The organism is Streptomyces sp. NPDC001401 (assembly GCF_042895385.1).
Classification (GTDB): domain Bacteria; phylum Actinomycetota; class Actinomycetes; order Streptomycetales; family Streptomycetaceae; genus Streptomyces.
Map to the genome: position 1 here is coordinate 307034 of NZ_JBIAWI010000008.1, position 19346 is coordinate 326379.

Consider the following 19346-nt stretch of genomic DNA (forward strand, 5'->3'; position numbering starts at 1 on the left):
AGGGCTGGAGTAGCAGCCCCGCAGACCGGCCCGTCAGAGGTCAGGGCGTCGCCCCCCTTCACCGGCAGGGTGAAGCTCGCCGAGACCCGCCAGGCGAGTTCGGCGCCTTTGCCCGAGGAATGGGCCCACGACGTCCCACGGCGCACGGCTGCGGGAGTGCCCGAGGAGGTGGGGGCATGTGACCAAGCCCCGCCTGGCGTTGGGGCTGTTGGAGAGGCTGGCCGGCTGGGCTCGGTGCCGGTGCTCGTGGCCGATGCCGGCTACGGCCGCGGTGTCTACTTCCGTCTGGCCCTGGAGGAACGCAGCTGTTCCTACGTCATGGCTGTCGAGCCCAAAGAGACCGACCGCCCGGCTGAGCCGTCCCGTACTTGCCGCCCTACCAGGGCCTGGGCCCGCCTGCGTTGCCCCGCTACCGCGAGCCGGCCCGTCCCCTGCCTCAGCTGGTCGTGGCGGGTGCCTGCGTCGAGACGGTCACCTGGCGCCAGGGCAGCAAAGGGTCGATGACCTCACGCTTTGCGGTGCTCCAGGTGCGACCGTCGGGCAAGGAAGCCACCCGCACCGCCCAGGAAAAGGCCGGTGGACGCAGCAGGTGGGACGGGGGCTGCCCTTACGGACGCTGCTGGTCGAACACCCGGAAGAAGCCGACGAGCCCACCGGATGTCCAACCTGCCCGTCACCACTACGGTCGCCGATCTGGTGCGCTTCGCGAAGATGCGCTGGCGCATCGAGCACGACTACCTCGAACTCAAACACGGCCTGGGTCTGGACCATTTCGAAGGCCGCACCTGGCGCGGCTGGGTGACCAAGTCCTCGACGCGTTACAGGACCTGCTGCGGTGCTGGGACGGCACCTGCACCGCCTGCGGCCGCCCCCTTCTCGCCCCCGCAGAACCGGAACCTACACGAAGCACTACTGGGGCGCTTCTTGTGGATCAGGACGTGGCTTGATCACAGCGAACGAAGCGTCGAACGCCGGTTACGCCACTTTGTACAGCTCAAATCGGTGGCGGGGCCAGGGCCGGGAGCTGCGGCGGGAAGCGTCGCTCCAGGATCTCCGCCACCGGTGCAATTCCGCGAAGCAGGCCAGGCGCGGTCGCTCAGCGTCCCGCGTGCTGTGCGAGATATCGACCGCGATGGGATCCCAAATGAATACTACTCATTTTGCAGCCGCCGGTTTGACAGGGGGCTGGAAGGGGTGGTTCGGCGGATGACCGTTCCCGATTTGATGCCCTCTCACCTGGGATGATCACTCTGCCGTAGTCGTCTGAGTGACACCGACCTCGGTTAGTCCATATGTCATCGGTGTTACGTCCTCAGAAAATAGGTGTGCCTATCGTCTTGACTGGCGTGCCTTCTTGCCCCGATAAATGCGACTCATAGGTAGCAGCGGGGGTTCCAGGAAGGACACCACAGATGAGACCTCCACGCATCGGCGCGGGGACGGTCAAGGCGCTCGCAACGGCGGCTGTCGTCTTCGCGGCCGTGCTGCCCGCTACGCCCGCCTACGCGGCCACGACCAACTTCTACGTCGACCCTGTCAACGGCAGTGACAGCAACTCGGGAACCAGCACTGCCGCGGCGTTCAAGACCATCCAGGCCGCCCAGGACGCGGTGCGGGCCGTGAACGCGAACATGTCCGACGACATCGTGGTGAACCTGCGCGGCGGCACCTACTCCCTCACCAGCCCGGTCAGCTTCGGCACCAGCGACTCGGGCACGAACGGCCACACGGTCGTCTACCAGGCGTACAACGGCGAGACGCCCGTGATCAGCGGCGGCAAGGCGATCACCGGCTGGACCGCGGCCACCAACGGCGAGTACAAGGCGTCCGTGGGCAGCCTCAACTTCCGGCAGCTGTACGTCAACGGCGTCCGCGCCACCCGCGCCCGCTACCCCGACCTCGGCACGGACTTCCAGCTGGATGGCAGCGACAAGACCAACAAGCTCCTGAAGATGCTCAGCTCCCAGGTCTCCAACTGGAACAACCTCAGCCAGGTCGAGATGATGCTGGAAACGCAGTGGGGCGAGAGCTACCTGCGGCTGAAGTCGATCAGCTCCGCCAACGGCACCGCCGACGTGTCGATCCAGGACCACGAGGCGGGCATCCTCTTCCAGCGCCCCAACCCGAACCTCGCCAACGGCTCTCCGCTGCACTTCGAGAACGCCCACGAGTTCCTCAACGAACCGGGCGAGTTCTACGTCGACACCGCCGCGCAGACCGTCTACTACAAGCCCCGCCCCGGCGAGGACATGTCCACGGCCACCGTGCAGGCACCCACGCTGCCCACGCTCTTCGACATCAAGGGCACGAGCCTCGACAGTCCCGCCCACGACCTGCGCTTCTCCGGACTCACCTTCACCCAGACCACCTGGATGGAGGCGACGAACAACGGCTACCTCAACGCCCAGGGCGGCAACTACAACATCTCGTCCAACAACTCCAACCAGCAGTACGTGGGCCGTCCGCCGGCCGGGGTCCAGGCCGCGGACGCCGACCGCGTCTCCTTCACCGGCAACACCTTCACACAGATGGGCGCCAGCGCCCTGGACCTGTCCCACGGCGTGCACGACAGTACGGTGACCGGCAACCTCATCTCCGACATCGCCGGCAACGGCATCATGGTCGGCAAGTTCTCCGACCCGACCGTGGAGTACCACACCGTCTACAACCCGCCCACCTCACCGGCCGGTGAGGACGCCCGGGAGGTGGTCAAGAACGTCACCGTCAAGGACAACCTGATCACCCGCATCGGCGAGGACTACCCGGGAACCGCCGGCATCGACGCGGGCTTCGTCAACAGCACCACCATCGACCACAACGACATCAGCGACACCCCATGGGCCGCCATCTCGCTCGGCTGGGGCTGGCAGTCGGCGACCAACGCCGAAGGCAACAACAGCATCAGCTACAACCGGATCGGCAACGTGATGAACCGGCTGTGCGACTCCGCCGGTATCTACCACCTCTCCAACGACCCGGGCACGGTCATCAACGGCAACTACATCCACGACGTGGTGCGGGGACCGGCCGCCTGCACTTCCGCGGTCAGCGGCATCTACCTGGACGAGGGGTCGAACAACATGACCGTCTCGAACAACGTGCTGTCGCACACCGACGAATCCATCCACCAGAACAACAACGGAACCAACGTCACGCTCACCAACAACACCACGTCCGGTGACTCGGTGATCAAGGCATCCGGCCTGGAGTCCGCCTACCAGGGGCTGGCCACGAAGCTCAACCTCGCCTACAACAAGCCGGCATCCTCCTCCTCGGTGTACAGCTCAGCCTGGGTGGCGGCCAAGGCCAACGACAACAACGGCTCGACCGGCTGGTCGCCGACCGGCAGCGACACCTCGGCCTGGTGGCAGGTCGACCTCGGCCAGGCCTACCAGCTCGGCCAGTACTCCCTGACGACGCGCCAGGACCTCGACCAGCCCGAGACACGCAGCAACTTCGAGATCCGTGGCTCCAACGACGCGTCCTTCGCCACCTACACCGTGCTGGGACGCCAGGACGCCACCACCCTGCCACTCGCCTCGACACTCACGGGCAACATCGACGTCCGCCAGAAGTTCCGCTACCTGCGGGTCGCCAAGACCGACGGCGCGTACTTCTTCATCGCCGACTTCAGAGTCCAGCAGGCCGGCGGCGCGCTGGAGGACTCGACCAGTACTCCGAACACCAACCCGTCGACGTACTACACGATCAAGAACGCCAACAGCGGCCAGCTGATGGACGTGAACCAGAGCTCCACCGCCAACGGCGCGAGCGTCAACCAGTACCCGAGCAACGGCGGTACCAACCAGCAGTGGAACATCGTTCCGGTCAGCGGTCAGCTCTACAAGATCGTGAACAGGAACAGCGGCAAGGTCCTCGACATGAACGGCTCCAGTCACCGGAGGGGGACCGCGCTGCAGCAGTACACCTACAGCGGCGGCAACAACCAGCTGTGGTACTTCGAGCCGACCAGCGGCGGATACCTCATCCGCAACTTCGAGAGCGGGCAGGTCCTGGAGGTGGGTGCCGGATCGATGACGAACGGAGCCGCCATCAGCCAGTGGATGCCCCTGAACCACCTGTACCAGGCATGGACGATCCAGTGACCGGGTGACCCAGCGCAGGACGGTGACGGCGCGGCCGGAAGACGAAGGCTTTCCGGCCGCACCGTACCCAGCGCGCCCTCGTGGCCGGCATGCTCGCCGGCGCGACCAAGGAGTGAGGCACCGGGCAGCTGGGCGGACCTGACCGAGATCTGGCATCCGAGTGAGTCCGGCACACCGTGACGGTCATCCCCCATCCCTCGCCCGAGCCACCTGACCACCACCCATCGCAAGGAAAAGCCCAGTGAAACTTGTACGAGTCGGCGCGCCCGGCGAGGAGCGTCCCGCGGTCCGCACCGAGGATGGCCGGCTTCCGCATCATCGGCTCGCGCTACTCGCCCGACACCCGGCGGCTGCGCGAGTTCGCCGTCCGCAACCGGCTGCCGCACCGCTGGATCGACCTGGAGACCGACGAGGAGGCCGAGGACCTGCTGCGCCGCTTCGGCGTCGGCCCGGAGGAGACACCGCTCGTCATCTGGCGGGACACCACCCTGTTGCGCAACCCCAGCAACGCGGAACTGGCCCGGCTCATCGGCCTGCCGCAACTGCCCGCCGGAATCCGTCACGGTGACGTCCTCATCGTCGGCTCCGGACCCGGCGGCCTCGCTGCCGCGGTGTACGCCGCCTCCGAGGGCCTGAGTACCACCGTGGTGGAGGCGATGGCCACCGGCGGCCAGGCCGGCACGTCGTCCCGCATCGAGAATCTGCTCGGCTTCCCCGCCGGCATCTCCGGCGCCGAACTCACCGAACGCGCCGTGCTCCAGGCCGACAAGTTCGGCGCCAGGATCAGCATTCCGGTCGAGGCGACCGCTCTCCATCACAAGGACGAGGACCACTACGTGGTGGCGTTCGCCGACGGCAGCGAGATCGCTGCCCGCGCCGTCGTCCTGGCCACGGGCGCCCGCTACCGCCGGCTCCAGGTGCCCGGCATCGAACGCCTGGAAGGAACAAGCGTCCACTACTCGGCGACCGTCTACGAGGCCCAGCAGTGCCGCACCGACCCGGTGGCCGTCGTCGGCGGAGGCAACTCGGCGGGCCAGGCGGTGCTGTTCCTCGCCGGGTACGCGCCGAAGGTGCACCTGCTGGTCCGGGGACCCAGCCTTGAGGCCAACATGTCCCGCTACCTGGTCGACCAGGTCGAGCGCCATCCGCAGGTGGAGGTCATGCTGCACACCGAGGTCACCGAGGTCATCGGCCAGGAGGTGCTGGAGGAGCTCGACGTGGTCGACAACCGCACGGGCGGGCACCGCCGGCTCGGGGTAGGGGGCCTGTTCGTCTTCACCGGCGCTGACCGCCACACCGAGTGGCTCGCCGGCAGCATCGCCCTCGACTCCCGCGGCTTCGTCCTCACCGGCCCGGAGGCCCAGGAGGCCTGCGCCCACCCGGAGGTGTGGCACGACCGGGGACGCTCGTGCATGACCCTGGAGACCAGCCTGCCCGGGATCTTTGCGGTGGGGGACGTCCGCAGCGGCTCGGTGAAGCGGGTGGCCTCGGCGGCCGGTGAGGGCGCGATGGCCATCCACTTCGTGCACCGGCACCTGGGGCACTCGGCCGCACCCGGCACCACGGGCACGCCCGCTGCCGCGGGCGGCTCGGACGTCTCCGCGCGTCTACGTCACAAGGAGTCCGCATGGCTCGCATGACGAATGGCGAGCGACGAGATCACGAGGATTCTCGCGCGGCATACGCACAAGCCGGCAAGGGGTCAGTGTGAGTCCTCGAACACCTTGCGACAGCTGACCGAGCATGCGAAACGATGCAATTTCCGAATCGCCCTTGACCTGCAGTAGCAGGCAGGGAGCAGACGAATCGGGAGCACTCTCATGTTTCGTACCATGTTCAAGTCCAAGATCTAGCGTTTGGGTGTTTCCGCAGGTCAGATCCCTGGTGTCCGCCTCCGGGTCAGCAAAGGGTCAGCATCCGGCCGGACGATGTCCGGCGTGCTGACCTGCGCCTAGGGCAGGGGCCGGCTACGACACGCAGGATGGCGCTATCGAGCGTCTTATGCAGATTTACTCAGACAACGAACCAACTTCTCCCTGCTGCTCGAAACCGCCCGGTCCCGCGGCTGGATCCAGATGGACGCCCACGACTTCATGAAGATCGTCCGCTATGGCTCGAATGGTGGTGGGGCAGTGCGCGCGTCGTGAGGCAGGCCGACGCCGGTCAGACCTGGGCGTGGAAGGGGCCCGAGTTGCAGGTGATCGCGTCGGTGAGTGCCTGGGGCAGGCCGAAGGGGTGGCCGGTGGTCTCGGCGCAGGCGCGCGGTGCAGGTTGAGGACGATGCGTTCCGCGTCGGGCAGGACGGGTCCACATACGTACGTACGGACGGGCCGGAGCCGTGGGTCACGAGGGGGCGATCATGCCGGCCGAGAGGTCGATGTCCGCGCCGCAGAGTCCGGGCACGGCGAGCATCGCCACCAGGGCCTTCGTCACTTCGTCCTCCTCCACCAGTCTGCCCAGGGCCGCCCGGGACGCGAACGCCCGCTCGGCCTCTTCAGATGTGCTGCCCGTCAGTTCGGCCTCCAGCCGGAAGTTGCGGTCCATGCGCGGGCCGCGCACCGGGCCGGGGGAGAGGGAGTTGACGGCGACACCGTGGGGTCCGACCTCAGCGGCGAGGGTGCGGGTCAGGCCCAGCAGGGCCATCTTGGAGGCTGTGCAGGGGGTGCGGTTGAGGAGGGGGCGTTTGCCGCTGACCGACGCGATGTTGACGATGTCGTCGGCGCCCGCCAGGTGCGCGGCGGCGACGGTCGCGGAAGGGACCACGCCGCGGATCGGCGGGTGACGGCGACGACCCGGGGCACGCCCGCGACCTTCGCCGTGACGATGGTCATGTGGGCGGAGGCGGTCAGCGGGTAGCGGCCCCCGGGGATGTAGGCGCCCGCGGCCTGGACGGGGATGTGCTTCTGACCGAGCTTCACGCCGGGCGGGCACTGCAGGAGACCGACCGGGACGTCCTCGTCCTGGTCCTCGACGAACCCACGGCGAGTCTGCCCGAGCACGAGGCGAGCTTCCTTCTGGAGTCCGTACGCCGGCGTGCCGACCAGGGGCAGACGGTGATCCTCGTCAGCCACCGCCTCAGCGAGGTCATCGCCGTCACCGGCGACTACACCGTGCGGGACGGCCGGGTAGCCGGCACCCTCGTGGACCACCGCCCCACGGAGTCCGAACTGGTGGAGCTCATCGCCGGGCGCGCACTGGACGAGGCCGTGCGTCCGACCGTGAGCACGAGCCGGCCCCACCCGGTGCTCACGGTCACCGGCCTGACCGGCGGCCCGCTCAGTGGCGTCGACCTCAAGGTAGTCGCAGGTGAGATCGTCGGCGTCGCGGGCCTGCTCGGCTCCGGCCGCACCTTGCTGCTGCGTACCCTCTTCGGCGCCCACCGGCCGACCGGCGGCACCATCGAACTCGACGGCGCCAGGGTGTCCTTCACCGGTCCAGGCGACGCGATGCGCGCCCGCGTCGTCTACGTCCCCGAAGACCGCGGCGCTGACGCCGCGTTCCCGGACCTCCCGCTGCGGGCCAACCTGTCGATGTCGGTGCTGAGTCACGACGGGCGGCGCTGGCGCCTGGACCAAGGGGCCGAACGCCGCGACAGCCAGGACCTCGTGAGCCGCTACGGCGTGAAGGCCACTTCCGTCGAGGCGGCGTTCAGCACCCTGTCCGGCGGCAACCAGCAGAAGGCCGTACTGGGCCGCTGGCTGCGCCGCGACCCCCAGCTGCTGCTCCTCGACGAGCCCACTCAGGGCGTGGACGTGATGTCCCGCGCCGACATCTACACGGTGGTCCGCCGCACCGCTGCCACTGGGTGCGCGGTCCTGGTCGCCTCCTCCGACCCGGAGGAACTGGCAGTCCTGTGCCACCGGGTCCTCGTGCTGCACCAAGGCCGCGTCGTCACCGAGGCTGACGGCGAGGGCTCACTGCCGACCGCCTCGTCCGCCTCGTCCAGCGTTCACCGTCTCTCACCTCCGGAGCCAGGACATGACCATGAGCGGTGTCACTCCTTCCGCACCCTCGCCCCCGCCGCCCCCGTCCCCACCGAAATCCGAGACGTCCGAGGAGACGGAACCCACCCGGCGCACCCGGCGGTCCGCGCTGTCGCCGGGGCGGCTCGCCGGGCGGTACACCCTTCTCGCCCTGGCCATCGCCGTGGCGTGTTCTTCAGCCTCTACCCGCCGAGTGCCGTGGTCTTCCCGACCTCCGCCAACCTCAGCGTGGTCACCGGCAACCAGTCGGTCATCGCCCTGCTGGCACTGGCCTCGCTCGCACCGCTGGCCGCCGGCTACTTCGACTTCTCCCTCGGGGCGAACGCCGCGACCAGTTCCCTGGTGTGCGCGGCGCTCATGGCCCGCCACGATGTGGGTGTCGTGACAGCGGTGCTCGCCGCGGTGGCGACGGGCGTGCTCATCGGACTGGTCAACGGCGTCATGGTGGCCCGGTTCCAGATGAGCTCGTTCATCACCACCCTGCCGCAGCGCCACTCTCCTCGGCGGGGTCATCCAGTGGTACTCGGGCGGCCAGACCATCAGCGCGGGCGTCTCGCCCGCCCTGCTCGACTTCGGCTCCCAGCAGTGGCTGGGTCTACCCCGCGTGATGTCCGTCGTCGTCGTTCTCGGCGCCCTGATGTGGTACCTGCTGGGCCACAGTCCATACGGGCGGGCCCTGTACGCGATGGGATCCAACCCCAGGGCGGCGAACCTGGTCGGCATCCGCGTCCGGCGCAACCTGCTGCTGACGTTTGTCATCGCCGGAGCGCTCGCGGGGATCGCCGGCGTCCTACAAACCGCCCGTGTCGGCGGAGCCACCGCGGACAGCGGCACCAGCCTGCTCTTCCCCGCCTTGGCCGCGGTGTTCCTGGGCGCAACCGCGATCGAGCCGGGCCGGTTCAACGTGCTCGGCACGATGATCGGCGTGGTGTTCGTCTCCGAGACCGTCAGTGGCCTCACGCTGGCCGGTGCGGTGCCAGTGACTGGGTCGACATGGTGCCGCGCTCCTGCTGGCCGTGGGCCTGTCCACCTATTTCGGGCGCAGGCGGGCCGCCGGAGCCGCCGTCCAGCGAGATGGTTCCGGCGGCTGGCCGGCTACGGAGGGCGTCAGCGGCGGTGCCAGGGCAGAGCCGCCGGGTAGGCGTCCTCCTCGTCGGCCTGCTCGAGAGAACCGATGACGGTGGCGGTGATGGCCGCCAACTGCTCCACCTGTTCCGGACTGAGCGCGTCGAACACCGCGCGCCATTCAGCAACTCCATGCCTTCCTCTGTGAGTTCGACCAACTGACCGCGCCGGTCGGCCGGGTCGTCCCGGCGCCGTACGTAGCCGACGTTCTCGCGGCGGATCACCGCGCGCGTCAGGCGACTGCGCGTGAATTTGAGCTGCTCGGCGAGCACCGACATCCCCAGCGTGCGGTCGGGGCGCGCGGAGAGGCGTCCCAGGAGGCTGTAATCCGCATGCGTCACGTCGGCGTCGCGCCGTAACTGCTGATCGAGGCAGTCGCTCAGCAGGGTCGAGCAGTCGATGAAGTTGCTGCAGGCTCGCATCTCATCGGGAGTGAGCCAGCCGCCTTCCACGCGGCGATCACAGGCTCGACCAGCGCCCACTGCTCGTCGCTCACGTCGGCCTTGTAGGACTTGCGCTCGCTCACGGCGCCCAGGCCAACGCGCCCATGGCCGCCGGCCGACCGGGATGCCGCACTGCCACACGTTCAGGTGAAGACAAACCCCTATCCACTCGCATAGCGGGTGAAGGCGGTGGCGGTGCTCGCCGGCGTTTGACTCACACGGCCGGATCGACCTCCGTGGCGTGCGGTTCCCACTCTACGGTTGGACGTTCCGGTGCCGACCGCGTCCCGCCCCCGCCTGCTGCCGCAACTTCGGTAACTCCTCGACTCGCAGATGCAGCGCACGAGCCAGTGCCCCCGCTGTTCTTGGGCAGGGAACCGGCTTGCCGTCCTGCGACGCTTCCCGCCCGGTCGTGTGCCGCAGCCCCGACCGGGCGGGAAGGTGGGCCACCGGGGTGGCGCCGGTCAGGCGACCGGGCTGAACGTCCACAGCAGGTTGGTGCTCTGCTGCCACGTCCACTGCTTGGTCACGGACCCGGAGGCGACTCTTCCGCCGCTGTCGAGGACCAGTCCCGTGCTGCGGTTGGCGATCGAGTACTGGCCCCGGCCGCGGGGGGTGATCAGCCACTGCTGCGTGTCGCCACCGTCCCATGCCTTCTGCCGGGCCGGATCGCCGTTGGCGGTGGAGCCCCAGCCGTCGGCGACCATGCCGTTGGTGCGGTTGACGAGCTTGTAGTAACCATCGCCGAGTTCCACTGCCTGCCACTGGAGATTGGAGCTGTTTACCGGCGACCACTGCTTCAGGTTCGAGCCGCTGGCGACATCGCCGCCGCTGTCCAGCACCAAGCGGCTGGTGACATTGGTCAGGCGGAAGTACTTGTCGGGCCTGAACGTCACCTTCAGTGATCTGATCGCGTCGTTGTTGCCGGTCGCCACGAGGTCGGGGGCGTTCGAGGTGAACGTCCAGACGGTGCCGGTGAAGTTGTCGCCGGAGTAGCCCGTCACCTGGTAGCCGTCGGGTACCAGGATGGAGGAGGCCATGGCGGCCCCCAGGCCGGCGGCGGCCAGTTGGGAGGACGTGTAGCTGCCCAGCGGCAGAATGGCGCTGTTCCCTTGGTAGTTGACGTTCTGGAACACCGTCGCTGACGTGGAAACCCCGATGGGCATGCCCAGGACCTCGACGCACACCACGGAGACGTTGGCGTTCGGCGCGGTGGCCGGCACGGTGACGTCGATGGTGCCGCCGCTGACGGTGTACGAGAGCGAGACCGAGGGGTTGTCCAGCAGGTAGACGCGGCTGATCGTGTTGTCGAGCGCCGGGATCGCCAGCTGGCCGTTCGTGGGCCAGGTGAAGACATGGGCGAAGAGCTTGCCGCTCTTCTTGGTGACCTTCCCCCACGCCGGTTCGAAGGTGAACGGGCTGCCGCTGGTCCCGTGGATGCTGTCGCTGTACGTCGACATCCATGAGGCCAGGCCGTTCAGGACGGACTCGGTTCCGGCGGTGACCAGGCCCTCGCCCGTGGGGCCGATGTTCAACAGGTAGTTGCCGTCCCGGGAGACCACCGTGACGAGTTCCCGGACGAGGTCCTTCAAGGGCCTGTAGCGGGTCTCCAAGCCCGCGTTGTAACCCCAGGAGCCGTTCATGGTGGCGCACTTCTCCCACTGCCGGTTCATCGGCGTGGCGGGTATGCCGAACTCCGCGACCGCGTAGTCGCCGAGACCGAGGTCCCGCTTGACCCGTTCGTTGACGACGAGGCCGGGCTTGCGGGCGATCAGCCAGTTGTAGAGGTCGACGCCGTCCGATTTCAGCCACCAGTCCTCCAGGGTGGGGCTGGAGGGCTCGCCGGACCAGTCGCCGTCGAACCACAGCAGTGCCGGGTCGTAGCGGTCCAGCAGTTCCTGGAGCTGTGCCTTCATGTCGGCGATGTAGGCGGTGCGGGCGGCCTGCGAGGACATCGTGGTGAGACCGCCCTCGTGACGCTCGGTCTGTGAAGGATGGTTCCAGTCGAGGATCGAGTAGTACAGGCAGAACTTGATCCCGCGGCTCTCGCACTCCCTCTTGAGGTCCCCGAGCAGGTCGGTCTGGAAGCCGCTGTAGTCGTGCAGGTTGTACAGCTTGGTGCCGGTGGTGTCGGTGAAGCTCGCCACGTCGGAGTCCCACATCGCGTAGCCCTCGTGGTGCTTGGCGGTGATCACGAGGTACTTCATGCCGGCGTTCTTGGCGAGTTCGGCGATGGCGGCCGCGTTGAACTGGGTCGGATTGAACTTCTGGCTGACCTGCGTCTGGTAGTTCGCCTTGCTCCACCGCTGCTGCGCAAACACCCACTCGCCCTGGCCGAGGTACGAGTAGGACCCGAAGTGGATGAACATCCCGAACCGGGCCTCGTACCACCAGTCCATCTTCGAGGGGACGGTGTACGCCTCGGCGGTGGCGGGCCACAGGGCCTGCGGCAGCCCGAAGGCCGCCACTCCTCCGGCAAGGGCGGCGGCCTTCATCAGAGAGCGTCTGCTGAGGGATGCAGAGGACATGGTGCGGCTCCATGTGTTGGGGGAGGGAGGGCAGGGCGCTACGAGCGGAACACCGGCATGGCGGCCATGTTCCGCTTCACCCTCTAGAAGACATCGGATGGATTTATAGGGCAACTGCGAGGGCCGCGTCTACGGTTGAGGCGATACCGGTCCAAGTCACGGGAGGAAAAGGAAGATTCAGGGCGGGTACGTTAGACCTGAGGGGTCACTCATTCGGTGAGTGGAGCGCTATACATGGGATCTATAGCGCCGCCATTGCGCGTACTATTGATCTTGGTCGTAGCCTGCTGCTCGGCGGCGGGAAGCCGGCGGGCATGGCCCGCCGCTTGACTGGCCGCAGCAGCCGGGCCGCGTCGATGACGTCGGCCCGCAGAACGCGGCCGGGTGCGCACGGCTGTGCCGTCTGGTCTCGCCGTCCCGGAGCCGCTTGACGTTGCCGTGGGGTCGGCGGAGGACCACGCCGCCGAACTGCGCCGCGCGAGCATCGGGCACCTGCTCGGCTTCGAGGCCGAGGTCCCGTATGCGGCGCGGGGGTCGGTGTAACCGGAAAGTCTTCGCCTTCCGGGCACACCGTCACCATCCACTCATCGATGGCGGCTCCGCTCGTCGTTGATCCGCCGCTCACCCCCGGTATCTGTCTGCTCTCCAGGTTGCAGATGAGGTACCCGCCGGTGACCGGCTGGAAGTACCACAGCTGGTTGTTGGCGCCGGCGAAGGTGTACTGCTGTGGAGAAGTCTCCCTGCGGTGACTGAAGCCGTTGATGTCGAGGACCTTGCCGCTGTTCCTTTCATGGTCTTGCAGAGCTGCCTGCCGACCGGGACGATGCCTGTCCGCGGGCAGCGAGACGTCTCCGTCACTTCCTCGGCGTGGCGCAGGACCGCCAGGCGTCGCTGGGCCTGGCGGTCCTGCCGCGGTCCGGCTGAAGGGGGCCTGCCGGATCGGCGACGGGTGCCCCTTCCGCTGCGTCAGCTGATGGAGAACTGGCTGAAGCTCGCGGTTCCGGGTGTGGGGCTGTGGGCCGTGAAGAACGTGCCCGCGTGCAGGCTGCTGTTCGCTCCGGTCAGCGTGGCGGTGCCGACGGTGGTCAAGGTGGTGCCGTCGGTGGAGTAGGAACCGGTGTCCGAGGTGCCGCTCCTGACCAGCCGGAGCCAGACGGGGGCGGAGCGACCGGTCTTGGTGGTGATCTTGTCGACGTAGCCGTCGCTGCCGGAGTCCCACTCCAGGCTGACGCCGTTGCTCGGAGTGACGGCGAGGGATGCGTACCCGGCGGACGAGCCGGCTCCGGCGATGCTGTTGCGCAGCATCAGGCCGGCCTTGCTCCAGGCGTTGGTGTTGTCCTGGCTGTCGACGTGGACGGTGACCGTGGAGGAGGTTCCCGCGGCGGCCGGCTGGTAGGCGGCGGAGTACTCGTCGTCGTGCAGCGCGGTCGTTTCCCATGTGTCGATGCCCGCGCTGGTCAGGGAGGTCACTCCCTGGCTCTGGCTCACCGCGGCGGGGATGGAGCTGTAGGCACGCCATGGCGAGGTGAGGATCTGCAGTTTGCTGAAGGTCGCGCTGCCGGCTGTGGTGCTGTGGGCGGTGTGGATGACACCGGCGTCCTGGGTGGCGGCCATGGACGGCAGGGTCACCGCCGAGCCGATCTGGGTGAAGGTGGATCCGTCGGTGGAGTAGTAGATGGCAAAGGAGTCGAACTCACGAGCAGCGGATTCAGCCCCGTGGACCAACGCCCTGAATCCGCACCCCCAGATGAGACGTTTCCGCAGGTCAAAGCCCTGCGCAGTGGGGCGGGTGGGACTCGAACCCACGGCCGACGGATTATGAGTCCTTTGAGGATCTTGGCGACCCTTGTCGATCAATGCCAATCTTGGCCGTTTTCCCAGCTCAGGAGCGGTTTGACACCTCACCCCTTCTCAGCCCTTGTCGGTCTTTTCCGATCCTTGTGTCCAACCTGCGTCCAGAACGCGTCCTGGAAGGACGAACCCAACCAGCTTCCGCGCCTCGAAACTCGCCCGCAGCGGATTCACCTTCCAGCGCGCAGAGGCTCCGCCTCGGAACTCGGGGCGGAGTCTGATTCGAAAATCCCCCTACGTCGCGCTTCAGACCGATTCCGATGATGGGAGGGACACTCTCTTTCTCACCCTCGCCAGCCATAGCGCCGCTCGGGCCGGCCGGCCGCGCCGTAGCGCAGGGCGACGGCCGCCGTGCCGGTGGTGTGGAAGTGCTCCAGGTAACGGCGGGCGCTGACACGGGAGATACCGGTGGCGGCCGCGCATTCGGCGGCCGACAGGGTGCCGTCCGCATCGCGAAGCGTGCGTTGGACGAGGTCGGCGGTCTCCACGCTCAGACCCTTCGGGAGTCCGGCGACAGCAGCGGGGACAGACCCTGCGGACAGAGCCCGGTCGATGTCGGCCTGGCCGCGCACCACCGTGGTGAGAAGCCGGCCGCGCCGTGCGGCGTACCGGTCCAGGCGGGGCTTCAGGTCCTCATAGTCGAAGGGTTTGAGGAGGTAGTCCACGACACCGTGGCGGACCGCGCCGCGCACGGTGTCGGCCTCGCGCGCGGCACTGATGACCATGATGTCGCAGTCGTGTCCCGCGGTGCGCAGCCGCGGGATGACGTCCAGGCCGAAGACATCGGGGAGATAAAGATCGAGGAGAACGAGATCCGGGCGCAGTTCGTCGACTGCGGTGATGGCCTGCTCACCCGTGCCCGCGGTGCCGACGACCCTGAACGCAGGCACCCGCTCGACGAAGGTGCGGTGGACCCGAGCCACCATGAAGTCGTCGTCGACGACGAGAACGTCGATCGTGCCGGAGGTGTCCGTCAACGTGCTGCTCCTTCCTCGATCGCTTCCGTTGAGTGGCTCACGGACATGCGCGCGGTGAACCGGGCGCCTTCGGCGGTGTTGGTCACCCTGATCTCCCCGCCCCGTCGTTCACAGACGAGCTGGGTGAGTGCAAGGCCGATGCCCCGCTCGCCCTCCGCGGCGGCCTTGGTGGTGAAACCGTGGTGGAAGACCTCCTGGGCGAGTTCGGGAGCCACGCCCGGGCCCGAGTCGCACACCACGATCTCCACGCTGGACGCGTCCTGCCGGAGTTCGACCTCGATCCAGGGTTCCCGGTCGTCGAGGCCGCTTCCGGCTGCGGCGTCGATGGCGTTGTCGACCAGGTTGCCGACCACAGTCGCCACGTCGGCGGCGTCCTCCGAAGCGAGCCGGCCGAGGGAGGTGACGTCCGAGATCTTCAGGGTGATCCTGCGTTCGGCCGCGAGGGAGTCCTTCGCCATGAGGAGGGCGGCGACGGCCGGATCGTGGATGCGGCGGCCGATGGTCATGTCCAGGGACTGGCGGCGCCGGGTGAGCGCCCGGACGTAGCGTACGACCTCGTCCTGCTCGCCGATCTGGATGAGTCCGGAGATGGTGTGCAGCTGGTTGGCGAACTCGTGTGTCTGGGCCCGTAGCAGCTCGGACGTGCTGCGGAAGGAGCCGATCTCGCGTTCCAGCCGAGCCAGTTCGGTGCGGTCCCGCAGCGTGGTGACCGAGCCGAGCAGGCGGTCGTTCTTCGTGACGGTCATCCTGTTCATCACCAGCACGCGACCGTGCCGGATGACCACTTCGTCGGGCCCGTGCTCCGCTTCGGGCCGGGTGCCGGTGAGTACGTCGTGAAGACGGCCGTCGATGCCGAGCTCGCCCAGCGTACGGCCCACGCACTCCTCGGGCAGGTCCAGCAGCTGTCTGCCCACCTCGTTCACCAGGGTGAGGCGCTGCTGGGGATCCAGGGCGACCACGCCCTCGGCGATCCCGTACAGCATGGCCTCGCGGTGTTCGGCGAGCCCGGTGATCTCTCGCGGCTCCAGACCGAGCGTCTGCCGTTTGACCCGTCGGGCCAGCAGCCAGGAGCCGGCGAGGCCCAGCCCGCTGGCGATGCCCAGGTAGGCGAGGAGATAGGAAGAAGCACCGCTGAGCCGCTGCCACACCGTCGGGGACGCCTCCCCGATCATGACGGTGCCCAGGGTGCGCCCCAGGTCCCCGCTCGCCGCGCCGAGCACCGGCACCTGCGCCACCAGTTCGCGGCTGCCGTCCCAGGTGAGCGAGCCGGACCAGCCCCGTCCGCGGGCCACCCCCGGTCCGAGCCGCAGCCGGTCACCGATGACCGTCGGGTTGGTCGAACTGACGATGCGACCGGAGGAGTCGGCGATCGTCACGGAGGTGATCCCGGACTGCACCAGCGTGGAGTGCGTCAGCGGGGCCAGCGTCTCCTCCGGCGCCGGTCGTGGGAGCTGGTTGCGCACCAGTGGATTGGCGGCCAACTGCTCGGCCAGCGCACTCACGCGGCGGCCCTCGACCCGGCTGAAGGTGGCCTCCGACTGGGCGAGCGAGAGCGCCGCGACCGCCAGCAGCACGACCACGACGATGGCGAGCTGCAGCGCCAGCATCTCGCCCGCGAGGGTATGACGCCGAAAACTGGTGACCACAACGAACTCAATCTCTACTGCTGACACAAACTGGGCGGCTCGCACCACGGGCCGCACAATCATGACGTCCATCCCGACGGCTGCGGAAGAGAGGTGCCATGAGAGGTCGCTCGCACGCCCTTCGCGGCGCCCTCCTCGCGCTGTCACTGTTTCTCGTCACCGGGTGCCAGGTGCTGCCCGACGGGGAAGGGGCCGACACCGGGCTGCGGATCATGGTTCCGAACACCCCCGGTGGCGGCTACGACACCACGGCCCGGACAGTGGCCCGCGTGCTGCAGGAGACCGGTGTGGACTCCGGCGTGCAGGTCTTCAACCTGCCGGGAGCAGGCGGCACGGTCGGCCTGCAGCGCATCGTGAACGAGCGGGGCAACGGCCGGCTCGTTCTGCAGATGGGTCTCGGAGTGATCGGTGCGTCGCACGTGGCACACGCGAAGGCGTCCGTCATCGAGACCACTCCGCTGGCCCGGCTGGTCGCGGAGGCCGGCGCGGTGGTCGTGCGCCGTGACTCGCCCTACCGGTCGATCGACGATGTGATCGCCGCCTGGAAGAGGAATCCCGCGAGCCTGAAGGTCGGGGGCGGGTCCTCACCCGGCGGACCGGACCACCTGCTGGCCATGGAGCTGGCCAAGGCCGTCGGTATCAAGCCGCATCGGGTCGGCTACGTCGCCTATGGCGGCGGTGGCGGCGACCTGCTGCCCGCTCTCCTCGACGGCAAGGTCGACTTCGCCACCACCGGGTTCGGCGAGTTCCTCGACCAGATCGACGCCAGTCAGCTCAGGGTCCTGGCGGTGACCAGCCCACGACCGATCGACGCACTGCCCGGAGTACCGACCCTCAAGGCGTCCGGCATCGACCTGGTCTTCAGCAACTGGCGGGGAGTCGTGGCGCCGCCCGGCATCAAAGGCGCCGACCGGAAGCGGTGGATCGAAGCGCTGACGGCGATGCACCGGTCCCGGCAATGGAAAGCGGAACTCCGCCGCCATGGCTGGACCGACGCGTTCACCACCGGCGATGCCTTCGCCGCGTACCTGTCCGAACAGGACACATCTGTGGCCCGTCTCGTCAGGGATCTCGGACTGGACTGACCGGGCTACCGCCCGCCCCTCCTGACACCAGCCGCACAAACACCCTTCCGCGCTGCGGCTCACTTCGCCATGCCCATCACCTGTCCGTCGAAAGGCACCCGCATGACCACGCACACCTGGTGGTTGCTGCTCATCCTCACCATCGCGATCACGGCCCTGATCTACCTCATCAACTCCCGCTTGCGCATCCATCCGTTCGTCGCGCTCATCGTCGTCGCTGTCGGCACCGGCCTCGCCGCCGGTGAGCCCGCCGCCAAACTGGTGGAGTCCCTTGAGGACGGTGCCGGCGGCACCCTCGGGGACGTGGGCATCACACTGGCCCTGGGCGCCATGCTCGGGCGCCTGCTGTCCGACTCGGGCGCCACCGACGCCCTCGCCCACGCCCTGATCGACCGCTCCAGTACCCAAAGGCTGCCTTGGCTGGTCACGGCCGCGGCGTTCGTGATCGGCATCCCGATGTTCTTCGAGGTCGGCCTGATCGTGCTGCTGCCGCTGATCTTCAGCGTGGCGCGCCGGCTGGAGGCCCAGGGCGGCACGAAGGGCTCCCCCTACGTCCTGCTCGGCGTACCGGCCATCGCCGCGCTGTCCACCCTGCACGGCATGCTGCCGCCGCACCCGGGGCCGCTCACCGCCATGACCGGTCTCCACGCCGACCTGGGCCTCACCATGGTCGTCGGCTTCGTCTGCGCCGTCCCCACCGTGATCCTGGCCGGCCCCGTCTACGCCCGGTGGATCGCGCCGCGCCTTGCCGAGGTCCGCCCGGACGAGGCTCTTGTCGCGCAGTTCACGGGTGCGTCGCAGTCCGTCCGAGAGAAGTCGCCCGTCAGCGTGACGGCCGGCGCTCCGCATGCGTCATCGGCGGATACGGACGTCACCTCCCGTTCCCGGATACCGACCGGGCTGGCCATCACCGCGGTGCTCGTCCCTGTCGCCCTCATGCTGCTGCGTACCCTCGCCGAAACGGTGCTCGACGAGACGAGCACCGTGAGTTCCGCGCTGACCTTCCTGGGCGAACCCGTCGTGGCGATGCTCGCCGGGCTGCTCTTCGCTCTCGGCGTGACCACTCTGGGCACGGGCCGCTCCGGCGAGGAGGTCCGCGCATCCCTGACGGACAGCCTGAAGTCCATCGCCGCCATCCTGCTCATCATCGGTGGCGGTGGTGCGTTCAAGCAGGTTCTCCAGGACTCCGGCATCGGCGACGCGATCGCCTCCGCCGCCGAGGGGGCGCATCTGAACGTCATCGTGCTGGGCTGGCTGATCGCACTCCTGCTGTCGCTGACCACCGGTTCCGCCACCGTCGGCATCGTCTCCGCCACCGGCATCATCGCCCCCATGGTCAGCGGAGGCGGCCTGGAGGCATCGCTGCTCGTGGTGGCCATCGGGGCAGGCTCCCTCGGGCTGAACTACGTGAACCACGCCGGCTTCTGGCTGGTCAAGGAATCCTTCGGCATGGATCTCACCCAAGCCACCAAGACGCAGACGGTGGTGCAGACCCTGGTCAGCGTGCTGGGTTTGGGCATGGCCCTCCTGTTGTCCGTCTTTGCGTAGGAAGTGGACCGACCCGCACCGCGTCGGCCCACTGGGTCGGGAAATCCGCGAGAC

At 68.1% G+C, this 19346-nt stretch carries 13 protein-coding genes and 5 pseudogenes; 9 read left to right on the plus strand and 9 right to left on the minus strand.

The window, feature by feature from the left end; translation table 11 throughout:
• Positions 1–69 precede the first annotated feature (69 nt).
• The 4 genes and pseudogenes from ACFY10_RS26970 to ACFY10_RS26985 form a co-directional block, all read left to right on the plus strand.
• Positions 70–504: a transposase gene (locus tag ACFY10_RS26970; RefSeq protein WP_390667774.1), complete on the plus strand. Its 435-nt coding sequence runs from the start codon at positions 70–72 to the stop codon at positions 502–504.
• A gap of 153 nt (positions 505–657) precedes the next feature.
• The gene (locus ACFY10_RS26975; protein ID WP_390667775.1) at positions 658–1245 is read left to right on the plus strand and encodes a hypothetical protein; all 588 of its coding nucleotides are present in this window, start codon (positions 658–660) and stop codon (positions 1243–1245) included.
• Positions 1246–1412: 167 nt separating this feature from the next.
• The gene (locus tag ACFY10_RS26980; protein ID WP_390667776.1) at positions 1413–4106 is read left to right on the plus strand and encodes an RICIN domain-containing protein; all 2694 of its coding nucleotides are present in this window, start codon (positions 1413–1415) and stop codon (positions 4104–4106) included.
• Positions 4107–4408: 302 nt separating this feature from the next.
• Positions 4409–5746: pseudogene (locus tag ACFY10_RS26985) on the plus strand (FAD-dependent oxidoreductase); the annotation flags it as partial.
• Between the two features lie 703 nt (positions 5747–6449).
• Here the strand turns inward: ACFY10_RS26985 and ACFY10_RS26990 are convergent.
• Together ACFY10_RS26990 and ACFY10_RS26995 are read right to left on the minus strand one after the other, a co-directional pair.
• On the minus strand, positions 6450–6869 hold the full coding sequence (locus ACFY10_RS26990) for an SDR family oxidoreductase (protein WP_390667777.1): 420 nt from the start codon (positions 6867–6869) through the stop codon (positions 6450–6452).
• A 74-nt stretch (positions 6870–6943) separates the two neighbouring features.
• Positions 6944–7345, minus strand: a pseudogene (locus tag ACFY10_RS26995) (hypothetical protein); the annotation flags it as partial.
• 3 nt (positions 7346–7348) lie between these two features.
• Between ACFY10_RS26995 and ACFY10_RS27000 the strand changes: the two are divergent.
• Positions 7349–7837, plus strand: a pseudogene (locus ACFY10_RS27000) (ATP-binding cassette domain-containing protein); the annotation flags it as partial.
• Between the two features lie 548 nt (positions 7838–8385).
• On the opposite strand, the gene ACFY10_RS27005 reads toward ACFY10_RS27000, so the two are convergent.
• Positions 8386–8562, minus strand: coding sequence for a hypothetical protein (locus tag ACFY10_RS27005; RefSeq protein WP_390667778.1), 177 nt, complete (start codon positions 8560–8562; stop codon positions 8386–8388).
• 116 nt (positions 8563–8678) lie between these two features.
• Here ACFY10_RS27005 and ACFY10_RS27010 point away from each other — a divergent pair, with 116 nt between their 5' ends.
• Complete coding sequence (locus ACFY10_RS27010) at positions 8679–9230, plus strand: ABC transporter permease (protein ID WP_390667883.1); 552 nt, start codon at positions 8679–8681, stop codon at positions 9228–9230.
• 208 nt (positions 9231–9438) lie between these two features.
• Here the strand turns inward: ACFY10_RS27010 and ACFY10_RS27015 are convergent.
• Positions 9439–9636 (minus strand): annotated as a pseudogene (locus ACFY10_RS27015) (MarR family transcriptional regulator); the annotation flags it as partial.
• Between the two features lie 485 nt (positions 9637–10121).
• Positions 10122–12185 (minus strand): alpha-L-fucosidase, encoded by a 2064-nt coding sequence (locus ACFY10_RS27020; protein ID WP_390667779.1) that lies wholly within the window; start codon positions 12183–12185, stop codon positions 10122–10124.
• Between the two features lie 396 nt (positions 12186–12581).
• On the opposite strand from ACFY10_RS27020, the gene ACFY10_RS27025 reads away from it, so the two are divergent.
• Positions 12582–12728 carry a hypothetical protein gene (locus tag ACFY10_RS27025; RefSeq protein ID WP_390667888.1) on the plus strand — a complete coding sequence of 49 codons (147 nt, stop codon included), beginning with the start codon at positions 12582–12584 and terminating at the stop codon, positions 12726–12728.
• A gap of 49 nt (positions 12729–12777) precedes the next feature.
• On the opposite strand, the pseudogene ACFY10_RS27030 reads toward ACFY10_RS27025, so the two are convergent.
• From ACFY10_RS27030 to ACFY10_RS27045, 4 genes and pseudogenes are all read right to left on the minus strand, one after another.
• Positions 12778–13155 (minus strand): annotated as a pseudogene (locus ACFY10_RS27030) (RICIN domain-containing protein); the annotation flags it as partial.
• The gene (locus ACFY10_RS27035; protein ID WP_390667780.1) at positions 13152–13910 is read right to left on the minus strand and encodes a DUF1349 domain-containing protein; all 759 of its coding nucleotides are present in this window, start codon (positions 13908–13910) and stop codon (positions 13152–13154) included. The pseudogene ACFY10_RS27030 and the gene ACFY10_RS27035, both read right to left, overlap by 4 nt.
• A 410-nt stretch (positions 13911–14320) precedes the next feature.
• On the minus strand, positions 14321–15013 hold the full coding sequence (locus tag ACFY10_RS27040) for a response regulator (RefSeq protein ID WP_316770436.1): 693 nt from the start codon (positions 15011–15013) through the stop codon (positions 14321–14323).
• Positions 15010–16659: an ATP-binding protein gene (locus tag ACFY10_RS27045; protein ID WP_390667781.1), complete on the minus strand. Its 1650-nt coding sequence runs from the start codon at positions 16657–16659 to the stop codon at positions 15010–15012. The genes ACFY10_RS27040 and ACFY10_RS27045 overlap by 4 nt, the downstream gene beginning before the upstream one ends.
• Before the next feature lie 98 nt (positions 16660–16757).
• On the opposite strand from ACFY10_RS27045, the gene ACFY10_RS27050 reads away from it, so the two are divergent.
• Together ACFY10_RS27050 and ACFY10_RS27055 are read left to right on the plus strand one after the other, a co-directional pair.
• A complete protein-coding gene (locus tag ACFY10_RS27050) occupies positions 16758–17744 on the plus strand; it encodes a Bug family tripartite tricarboxylate transporter substrate binding protein (protein WP_390667782.1) in 987 nt (328 codons plus the stop codon).
• A 102-nt stretch (positions 17745–17846) separates the two neighbouring features.
• A complete protein-coding gene (locus tag ACFY10_RS27055) occupies positions 17847–19292 on the plus strand; it encodes a gluconate:H+ symporter (RefSeq protein WP_351804386.1) in 1446 nt (481 codons plus the stop codon).
• The last annotated feature ends 54 nt before the right edge of the window (positions 19293–19346 follow it).